A 10083-nucleotide genomic window follows, 5' to 3' on the forward strand; every position below is an offset into this window, starting at 1 on the left:
CATAGTAACTGCCCACTTAGCCAGAAAATACGATTCCATTTGGCCAACTACTTATGAATGCATTAAGAAGTTTGTTTTTCTGTTCCCTGTCTTCCGCAGTTGGAACACTTATCTACCATCACAGCAGACATTGAGTGATTTTCGTGAGATGGGATTGCCTGACTATCCCATTGAACGATGTGGTGTACACAGAATTCCCTTGCCACCACCGCCAAATCCTTGCCAGCGGGTGGTGACCGATGGTGAATCTCTGCTCAAGTATTACCAGGACTATGGAAAAAAATATTGACGGAACCCGGGCAGTTTCAGGGCAAGTGGTCTGTGCAACTCAGGCCGGTTCTGTTTAGCTCTCATCTTTTTGTTGTTTCAATAATTTGATAAAGGCTCTTGCCGCATTGGGCAAGGTTCTCTTCGGGTGAAGAATATATCCGAGTTTCCGGCTGGGCGGTGATTGTGCTCCCTTGAATTCCACATTGAGGACATGCAGATCATCATCCTGCATGGTTAAAGGCAGAATGCACCAGGCCAGGCCGATTGCTGCCAGCATTCGAAGGGTCTCCAGATAGTTGGTGGACATGGCAGTTTGCAGTTTCAAGCCATCCTGGTCAAACAGGTCTTGAACAACCTGATAGGTAAACGTATTTCTGCCAGGCAGCACGGCCTGGTAATGGCTCAACTCTTTTGTTGAGACAGTTTCCAATCCGGTAAGAGGATGGTCATAGGCTGCCATAAATCCCAATGGGTCGTGCCAGAGTGTCTCTGCATAAATATTGGGTGGATTGTTCGGAGCAAGCGTGATAATCCCCAGTTCTATTTCTCCACGACTCAGCATCTCATAAGACGCTTCTGAATCAACAAACCGGATATCCAGTTTCACATCAGGGTAATTTTTGGTGAAGGTTTTTAAAATACCAGGCAGTCGGCGTAGGCCAATGTGATGACTGGTGGCAATGGAAAGAGGGCCTTTCACTTCACCACTCAGGTTGATAATTTCCAGCCTGGTGTCATGAGCCAGTTCAAGCATCTGCCTTGCCCTGGGCAGCAGAGCTTTGCCCGCCTCATTCAGTGTGACCTGGCGGCCGATCCGGTCAAATACCGGTGTGCCCAGTTGTTCTTCCAGGGCCGCAATCCTTTTGCTCACTGCTGGTTGGGTCAGAAACAGTTTTTCACCCGCTTCTGAAAAAGACCCTGTGTCGACGATGGCCAGAAAGGCAGTGATATTGGTGGTATCCATGGCTCCCTTTACCAAGTTGAATGATTCCAGAAAGTTATTGATAGCATAAAAAAGATGAATTTGAGTAATTTTTTATGAGCGACTAGGATAGTCATTTTTAGAAATAAGCTGAAATTTTTTATAAAAATACCAGAGTTTGTTGACGTATCGTTGCAAACTCATCGGGAAGCGTAGTCTGGCTCATAAAAGTGTCATGTGCGCGAAAGAAATAGTAATAAAACTGCTTAATAAATCAAAAAAAAACAGTCTTTTTCTGTTTTATTGCAGCAATGAGGATGGTTCGATGGCTGGCCAGGCTTTCAATGTGAAAAGCAGGGGTAAAACGCTTTATGACAAGTTGTGGGATGCCCACCTTGTGCTTCAGCGTGATGATGGTTCCGCGTTGATTTATATCGACCGGCAGCTGCTCCATGAAGTGACATCACCACAGGCTTTTGAGGGGCTGAAGCTGGCCGGTCGTCAGCCATGGCGCCTGGATGCCAACCTCGCCACGCCTGACCACAATGTACCTACTACGTTGAATGAGCGTCAGCACGGTATTGAGGGGATTGCAGATCCGGTGTCGAAAATCCAGGTAAAGATGCTGGATGACAACTGTGATCATTTTGGCATCACCCAGTTTGATATGCAGGATCAGCGCCAGGGTATTGTCCATGTGGTTGGCCCGGAACAGGGCGCTACCCTGCCCGGCATGACCGTTGTCTGCGGCGACTCGCACACATCAACACACGGTGCTTTTGGTGCACTGGCTCACGGTATCGGAACCTCAGAAGTTGAGCATGTGCTGGCGACTCAGTGTCTTGTGGCCAAGAAGATGAAGAACATGCTGGTTCGGGTTGATGGTTCCCTGGGCACCGGAGTCACGCCGAAAGATGTGATCCTCGCCATCATTGGCCGTATTGGTACAGCGGGTGGTACCGGTTTTGCCATCGAGTTTGGTGGTGACGTGATTGGTAATATGACCATGGAAGGGCGAATGACGCTTTGCAATATGGCCATTGAAGCCGGAGCCCGGGCGGGAATGGTGGCGGTTGACCAGACCACCATTGACTATGTGCAGGGCAGGCCGTTTGCTCCTGTGGGTGAACAGTGGCAGCAGGCAGTCAAGGTCTGGGAAACCCTTCATTCAGACAGTGATGCGGTTTTTGATCAAATCGTTGTGCTCAATGGCGCTGAGATAAAGCCACAGGTCAGCTGGGGGACTTCCCCGGAGATGGTGTTGCCGGTGGATGCCCGGGTGCCTTGCCCGGAGGATGCGCCGGATGAAACCCGTAAAGAAGGCCACGCCCGTGCCCTGGAGTATATGGGATTAACCGCTGGCCAGAAGATTACCGACATTCCTGTTGATCGGGTGTTTATCGGTTCCTGTACCAACTCGCGCATTGAGGACTTGCGTGAGGCGGCAGCTGTCGTAAAAGGCAGGCGGGTGGCTGACACGGTTAAAGAGGCGCTGGTGGTGCCGGGCTCGGGTTTGGTCAAAGCCCAGGCTGAGGCAGAAGGGCTGGATAAGGTGTTTTTGGCAGCTGGCCTTGAGTGGCGTGAGCCGGGGTGCTCCATGTGTCTGGCCATGAATGCCGACAAACTGGGACAGGGAGAGCACTGTGCATCCACCTCTAACCGTAACTTTGAAGGTCGTCAGGGGTTTGGTGGGCGAACCCATCTGGTTAGTCCGGCCATGGCTGCTGCGGCTGCCATTGCGGGTCATTTTGTTGATGTCCGTGATATTGATCATCAGACATCCGTAGTGTAAGGGGAGAATCATGCAGGCTTTTACCGTTCATCAGGGTTTAGTGGCTCCCCTGGATCGTGCCAACGTTGATACGGACATGATCATTCCCAAGCAGTTTCTCAAGTCCATCAAACGAACCGGCTTTGGTGTCAATCTGTTTGATGAACTCCGCTATCAGGACGAAGGTTATCCGGGGCAGGATTGCTCCAAACGTCCACTGAATCCGGAGTTTGTCCTGAATCAGTCCCGTTACCAGGGCGTTTCCATCCTGCTGGCCAGGCAGAATTTTGGCTGTGGTTCCAGCCGGGAGCACGCCCCCTGGGCCCTGGATGATTTTGGTTTCCGCTGTGTGATCGCGTCGAGCTTTGCGGATATTTTTTACAACAACTGCTTTAAAAATGGCATTCTCCCGATCACCCTGTCGGATGAGGTGGTAGAGCAGCTGTTCAATGAAGTGGCAGCTAGTGAAGGGTACCAGCTGACGGTGGATCTGCAGCGTGAAGTGGTGATTAAGCCTGATGGCGAAGCGTTGCCATTCAGTATTGATGCATTTCGTCGTCACTGTCTGATCAATGGTCTGGATGATATTGGTCTGACCCTGCAGGATGCGGATCAGATCCGCAATTTTGAACAGCGTTACAAGGCAGATAATCCCTGGTTGTTCGCCAGTAAAAATAATTAAAAGCGGAGCTTTTCATGAGCAAGCAGATTTTATGTCTTCCGGGTGATGGCATCGGCCCTGAAATTATGGCTGAGGCCCTGAAAGTACTGGATGCGGCCAAACTGCGTTTTGGGCTCGATATTGAAGTCAGTCATGGTCTGGTGGGAGGTGCGGCCATTGATCATCATAGTGTTCCGCTGAGTGATGAAACCCTGGCACTGGCCAGGAACTCCGATGCGATTCTGTTTGGTGCGGTGGGTGGCCCGAAGTGGGATGATCAACCCATGGCTAACCGTCCTGAAAAAGGGCTGTTGCAACTTCGCTCTGAACTGGACCTTTTTGCCAACCTTCGTCCGGCCATTCTTTTCCCGCAACTGGCCGAAGCCTCCAGTTTGAAGCCGGAGCTGGTGGCTGGTCTGGATATTCTTATTGTACGGGAGCTGACCGGTGGCATCTATTTTGGAGAGCCCCGTGGCATCCGTACCCTGGAAAATGGTGAACGGGAAGGTTATAACACCTACGTCTACCGGGAGTCTGAAGTCCGTCGTATCGCCAAAGTGGCTTTTGAAGCAGCCCGGAAACGGGGTGGACGACTCTGTTCGGTGGACAAGTCCAACGTTCTTGAAGTGACTGGTCTCTGGCGGGAGGTGGTTATTGCCGAGTCTGCTGGTTACAACGATGTAGAGCTAAGCCATATGTACGTTGATAATGCCGCCATGCAGCTGGTTCGGGCGCCGAAACAGTTTGATGTGATGGTGACCGGTAATATGTTCGGTGACATCCTCAGCGACTGTGCGGCGATGTTGACCGGCTCGATTGGTATGTTGCCATCAGCCTCCCTGAACGAAAAGAACCAGGGGATGTATGAGCCGGTGCATGGCTCGGCACCGGATATCGCCGGGGAGAACAAGGCGAACCCTCTGGCGCAGATTCTGTCGCTGGCGATGTTGCTTCGCTATTCATTTGGAGAAGGTATCGCAGCGGATGCCATTGAAAAAGCGGTCAGTGATGTTCTGGGTAAAGGCTATCGTACCGGGGATATTGCCTCTGAAGGTTGTCAGTTAGTGGCAACCGTTGAAATGGGTGATGCGGTTGTTGACTGTTTGTTAAATGCATAACGAATATATAATGTTGGCGGCTTCTGTTTTGAGCAGAGGCTGTTCTTTCGGGGGAGCGCAGTATGAAAAAAGTAGGTTTTGTTGGCTGGCGAGGCATGGTGGGCTCCGTATTAATGGAGCGCATGCAGGAAGAAAACGACTTTGCCCGCCTACAGAGCAAGGGTGTCGAGCCGGTCTTCTTCACCACCTCGCAACTTGGTCAGCCCGGACCCGATGTTGGTGTGCCTGTGGGTGACCTTCAGAATGCCCATGATGTAGACGCCCTCCGTGAAATGGACATTATTATTTCCTGCCAGGGTGGCGATTATACCGGCAAAGTCTTCCAGCCATTGCGTGACAGTGGTTGGCAGGGATACTGGATCGATGCCGCTTCCTCCCTGCGGATGAACGACCATGCCGTGGTTATCCTTGATCCCGTCAACCGTGCTGTGATTGACCGTGCGCTGAATGATGGTGTCAGGAATTTTATCGGTGGTAACTGTACGGTTTCCCTGATGTTGATGGCCATTGGCGGGCTCTTTCAGCAGGATGCCGTGCAGTGGGTCAGTGCCATGACCTATCAGGCAGCCAGTGGTGCCGGTGCCAGAAATATGCGTGAGCTGATCAGCCAGATGGGCTCAATCCAGAGCAATGTTGCTGCCGAACTGGCTGACCCTGCCAGTGCCATTCTGGATATTGATCGGAAGACCTCCTCCCTGTTAAGAAGTACTGATTTTCCGCAGAGTGAGTTTGGTGTACCACTGGCAGGCAGTCTGATTCCTTACATTGATAAAGAGCTGGATAATGGCCAGAGCCGTGAAGAGTGGAAGGCTCAGTCAGAGACCAACAAGATTCTCGGGCGCCAGGATTCACCGGTTCCGGTGGATGGTGTTTGCGTTCGCATTGGAGCCATGCGCTGTCACAGTCAGGCATTGACCATCAAACTGCGTAACGATATTCCCATGGCGGATATTGAAGCGATGATTGCCGGTGCCAATGACTGGGTATCCGTGGTCCCAAATCACCGGGAACAGACTATGCATCAGTTGACACCTGCTGCGGTCACTGGCCGTCTGGATATTCCGGTGGGCCGCCTGCGCAAATTGAATATGGGGCCTGACTATCTGACAGCATTTACCGTGGGAGATCAGCTGTTGTGGGGAGCAGCAGAGCCACTGCGTCGTATGTTGACCATACTGCTCTAGTGCAGAAAAGCGCCAATACCCATACAACACACCCTCCTCGTTCCCATGCTCTGCGTGGGAATGCATACCGGAGCCTGCAGAATATGAAACAACCTGTTTCTGCCCGGAATCATGATAGTTTAATGGTACGAAGCATTTTTGTACCTTTGTAACAATAAAACATAACCATAAAACGAATTTATTGTGTTAAAGGAACAACAGCTGACAGACTTTGCCAGCAACTTTTCCAAAGGAACTGCCTGAAACTGCTTGCCTGATACCAGCGCCCTGTATAAAGTCGACGGTTTTTTATCATTTGTGTGGTTTTGGCTGAAAATGTCAACGATCCCCATACTTTCTCTGGCTTGCGGGGCCTTCTATCCATGAACCGAACATACAATATTGCTATTTGCGCTGCCGACACACTGGCCGGTGAAACTTTAGTTCGGCAACTGGAAGAATCATTGTTTGATGGTGAGCCGCTAACGGTAATGAGCCTTTATCCGCTCGTTGAGTCTGCACAGGCTTTAGGCTCCGTTGAGTTTCATGGAGAAACACTGGAGTTTATTCCCGCTGATGAAGCTGACTTTTCCGCCACTGATTTTCTGGTGATGCCAGCCGGGTGTCACCGAAATGCGGAATTGATGACCCGGGCAGTTGAGAGTGGTTGTGTTATTATTGATGCTGCAAAGGGGGCTGCATCCCAGGGATATACCGTGCCGGTCATGGTTGACTTGAATAAGCATTTTATCGAAGAGGCGATAGATAATCGTTACTTTGCCGTACCCGGATCTGCTGTTGCCTGCTTACTGCCTCTGCTGCAAAAGCTGCACCAGCGATTCACCCTCAGCCGTATCAATCTGGTGGTTATGCAGCCGGTCGCTGCCCTTGGTAACAAGGGTGTCGATGCCCTGCGTAAGCAAACCATTGAGTTGCTTAACGGCAAGCCGGTAGAGCATGAAGATCTTTTCGCTCGCCTGGCCTACAACCTGATTCCGGAAGATGGTATCGGAGAGAGTGAGAAAATCGGCAATGAAGCCAATATGCACAATGAACTTCTGGTGGCCCTGGGAGAGGAGTTGGACATTCGTGTGACCTGCATCACAGCCCCGGTATTTTTTGGTGACAGCTATGTTGTTGATCTGGATACTGTCCAACCGGTTGATATTCAGGAAATACAGTCTTTACTAACAGAACTTCCCGAAATATCAGTGGCTGATGGTTCAGATTTACCCACCCTTGAAGACGCTGCGGGGAGTGATCAGCTGCATATTGGCAAGCTCCGGCAGCAGTCAGATTATGCAACCGACTTGAGTTTCTGGATGGTGGCCGATAGCTTCAAGAGGAGTGCTGTTCATGCTGTTGAATTGATTGGGTTATTGATAAAAGACTTTGCTAAGTGATAACTTAGTCTAACTGCTTGGGTTTCCTTGCTGTTTAGAGAAAGGGGGGGCTGCTTTCTCTCCAGCTTAAGGCAGAAGGGGCTCAAACAGTCTACGCATAAAACAAGGATTTACGATGAAACTGCAAAAACTTGTCGTAGTGATGTCAGCGCTGGCAGGGGGGATCGCTTCAATTAATTCCCATGCGCTGGGTCTGGGGGAGGTGAAGCTGTATTCTGCTTTGAATCAGCCCCTGGTGGCTGAGATAGAGTTAATGCAGGTCAATGATCTCACTCGCAACGAGATCCTCTCTAACCTGGCCAGCAAAACAGACTTCGAGCGGGCTGGTGTAGAGCGTCCTTTCATTTTGAATAATCTTCGGTTTACTACCAAAGTTGGCCCTGATGGCAGAGGGTTGATCAAGATCACCAGTGATAGTCCAGTCCATGAGCCTTATCTTAATTTTCTGGTTGAGGTGCACTGGCCAAGTGGGCGCTTGTTGAAGGAATATACGCTTCTCCTTGATCCTCCAGCCTTTAATGGTCAAACTTCAGCGCCTGTTGTCAAGCCCGCATCCATTCCGCCCCATTATGGAACTAACCCTGTGTGGGACCAGCCGCCCAGGGCAAATAGTAACAAGATAAGCCGCAACTATGCGCCGTCACGGGAAGCCATTGAATATCGTGACTCCATTCAGCGGCAACAGGTTCAGCGGGTTTCTTCCCGTCGTGATGACGCCTTTTCAGATTTGGCCGATAGCCAATCCCGTACTTATCGTGTGAACAGAAATGACAGCCTCTGGGAAATTGCTGAGAGAGTGCGTCCCGACTCCGAAGTGACGGTACAGCAAACCATGCTGGCGATTCAGCGTGGCAACCCCCAGGCATTTATTGATAACAATATTAATCGCCTCAAGAGCGGGCAAGTTTTGCGGATTCCGGGGCGCAATGATATTACCAGTTTGACGGTCCGTGAAGCGGTTGCTGATGTAGCCAGACAGAATCGTGAGTGGCGGGGGCGCAGCCAGGTTGCTCAATTGGATGCTACCAGGAGAACGTCATCCGTCTCCACGGATTCCCGAAAGTCTGTAGATGGTCAGCTGGCCATCGTTTCCGGTGATGCAGCCAGCGGACGTGGGCAGGATCTTGGTGGGGATGCTGCCGGTGGCAATGCCGTGTTGCAGACCGAGCTGGCCATGACCCGTGAACAGCTTGATAAGCTGAGCCGGGAGAATGCTGAGCTCAAGAGCAGGTTGAAAGATCTTGATGATCAGATTGCTACCCTGAAGCGCCTGGTTGCCATGAAAGATGATCAGATGGCTGCCTTGCAGAATCAGTCCCGGTCAGTACCTGCCTCACCCATGAAGCGCCAGTCTGAGACAGTTTCCGGGCCAGGTATGATGGATACGCTCTTTGGTAACCCACTACTGTTGCTGCTTCTGGCTCTGATACCTTTGGGAGGAGCTGGCTGGCTCTTTTATCAGCGGCGCAGGAAACAGCAGGAAGCACTGGACGATGAAGATGTTGACATTCAACCTATCAATTTGAACAAGGAGGCACCGATTGATGCCTCCCCAAAGCCAACAGCCTCTCCCAGCGCAGAGGATGAACTTAAGTTTGATGAAGCGCTGGCCATCGATAATTCGATCACTGATGAAGAAGCAGACGGGGAAACGACTCAGCAGACCGAAGACCCGCTGAGTGAAGCAGATATTTATATTGCCTATGGTCGTTTGAACCAGGCTGAGGAACTATTGACTCAGGCAATTTTGAATGAACCGGGAAGATCTGACCTTAAGCTGAAGCTTCTTGAGGTTCATTCAGAAAGTGGCGATCTTGATAAGTTTAATCAGGTATTAGCCGATCTGGAGGCAGCGGGTGATGATGCTGCCATGCGTGAAGCGGAGGTCTTCAAGGCCAGGTTCCCTGACGCATTTGAAGGTGTTTCAGCGCCGGACGAGATTGATCAGATGCCAGACCTTGATCTGGATGGACTTGAGCTGGATGCTGATGAGCAGGGGGATGACTCTCTGGATGATCTGGACTTTGATCTGGATGATTTTGATCTGGATGAAGAGCCTGAAGCCGCTGCACAGTTTGAGACCAGTGAGCTTGATGATCTGGATGACCTTGATTTTGGTGCTGAGGCAGACGATGTGCTTGCCCGGGATAGTCAGGCAGCTTTCTCTGATGAGGGTGGTTCAAACCTTGAAGCTTCTCTGGATGATGACCTGGACTTCCTCTCCGAAGGTGATGAGGTTGCCACCAAGCTTGATCTGGCAAGGGCTTATATGGACATGGGGGATAGGGAAGGGGCCTCTGCAATCCTGCAGGAAGTTATGGAGCAGGGCAGTGATGAACAGAAGCAGGAAGCTATGTTACTTCTGGAGAATGCCGGAACCAATTGATCTGATTGATCAACTCTCTACTTCTGAAAGAGCTCTTGTGAGCTCTTTTTTTCTTTCTCTTTTTATGCCTCGACTTTAGAGTTTTATAAGCACAATAGTTCCGGCGCATAATCTGCTAAAAGCAACCATCTCCAACGACCAAATTCGAGATGGTTGCCATGCTCTCTTCAGATCATCAAGTAATCCTCAGGGAACATAGAGGTTGTTGCAGGATGGCCGCCCCGGCCGGATACCTTCAAATCGGGCTCTCTATGCCTTGCCGCCAACACCCACCGTAAAGAAACGAGGACGGCAAAAAAAATACGGCATCAAGATGACGGCAGAACAGGTTAAGAAACTGCCGGAAGAAAAAGCGACAGTATGGATGTACGGCAAATTTCGCAAAATAC

9 protein-coding genes are annotated in these 10083 nt (G+C 50.7%); 8 read left to right on the plus strand and 1 reads right to left on the minus strand.

The window, feature by feature from the left end; genetic code table 11:
* Nucleotides 1–289 (plus strand): hypothetical protein (locus tag KDK15_RS00525; protein WP_257293409.1); only part of this gene is annotated, 289 nt, incomplete at its 5' end.
* A gap of 54 nt (nucleotides 290–343) precedes the next feature.
* Here KDK15_RS00525 and KDK15_RS00530 read toward each other — a convergent pair.
* Entirely contained in the window at nucleotides 344–1234 is an 891-nt protein-coding gene (locus KDK15_RS00530; protein WP_257293410.1) for a LysR family transcriptional regulator, read from the minus strand.
* Between the two features lie 283 nt (nucleotides 1235–1517).
* Here KDK15_RS00530 and leuC point away from each other — a divergent pair, with 283 nt between their 5' ends.
* The 7 genes from leuC to KDK15_RS00565 form a co-directional block, all read left to right on the plus strand.
* Nucleotides 1518–2984 carry a 3-isopropylmalate dehydratase large subunit gene (leuC, locus tag KDK15_RS00535; protein ID WP_257293411.1) on the plus strand — a complete coding sequence of 489 codons (1467 nt, stop codon included), beginning with the start codon at nucleotides 1518–1520 and terminating at the stop codon, nucleotides 2982–2984.
* Nucleotides 2985–2994: 10 nt separating this feature from the next.
* Nucleotides 2995–3645 (plus strand): 3-isopropylmalate dehydratase small subunit, encoded by a 651-nt coding sequence (gene leuD / locus KDK15_RS00540; RefSeq protein ID WP_257293412.1) that lies wholly within the window; start codon nucleotides 2995–2997, stop codon nucleotides 3643–3645.
* 14 nt (nucleotides 3646–3659) lie between these two features.
* Entirely contained in the window at nucleotides 3660–4742 is a 1083-nt protein-coding gene (gene leuB / locus KDK15_RS00545) for a 3-isopropylmalate dehydrogenase (protein WP_257293413.1), read from the plus strand.
* Between the two features lie 62 nt (nucleotides 4743–4804).
* Nucleotides 4805–5926: an aspartate-semialdehyde dehydrogenase gene (asd, locus tag KDK15_RS00550; RefSeq protein ID WP_257293414.1), complete on the plus strand. Its 1122-nt coding sequence runs from the start codon at nucleotides 4805–4807 to the stop codon at nucleotides 5924–5926.
* Between the two features lie 362 nt (nucleotides 5927–6288).
* A complete protein-coding gene (locus KDK15_RS00555) occupies nucleotides 6289–7308 on the plus strand; it encodes an Asd/ArgC dimerization domain-containing protein (protein ID WP_257293415.1) in 1020 nt (339 codons plus the stop codon).
* Between the two features lie 115 nt (nucleotides 7309–7423).
* Nucleotides 7424–9694 carry a FimV/HubP family polar landmark protein gene (locus KDK15_RS00560; RefSeq protein WP_257293416.1) on the plus strand — a complete coding sequence of 757 codons (2271 nt, stop codon included), beginning with the start codon at nucleotides 7424–7426 and terminating at the stop codon, nucleotides 9692–9694.
* A 202-nt stretch (nucleotides 9695–9896) separates the two neighbouring features.
* Nucleotides 9897–10083, plus strand: a 187-nt coding sequence (locus KDK15_RS00565) for a hypothetical protein (RefSeq protein ID WP_257293417.1), incomplete at its 3' end; no start/stop codon positions are given.

Origin of the sequence: Endozoicomonas sp. YOMI1 (assembly GCF_024606345.1) — a bacterium.
Classification (GTDB): Bacteria; Pseudomonadota; Gammaproteobacteria; order Pseudomonadales; family Endozoicomonadaceae; genus Endozoicomonas.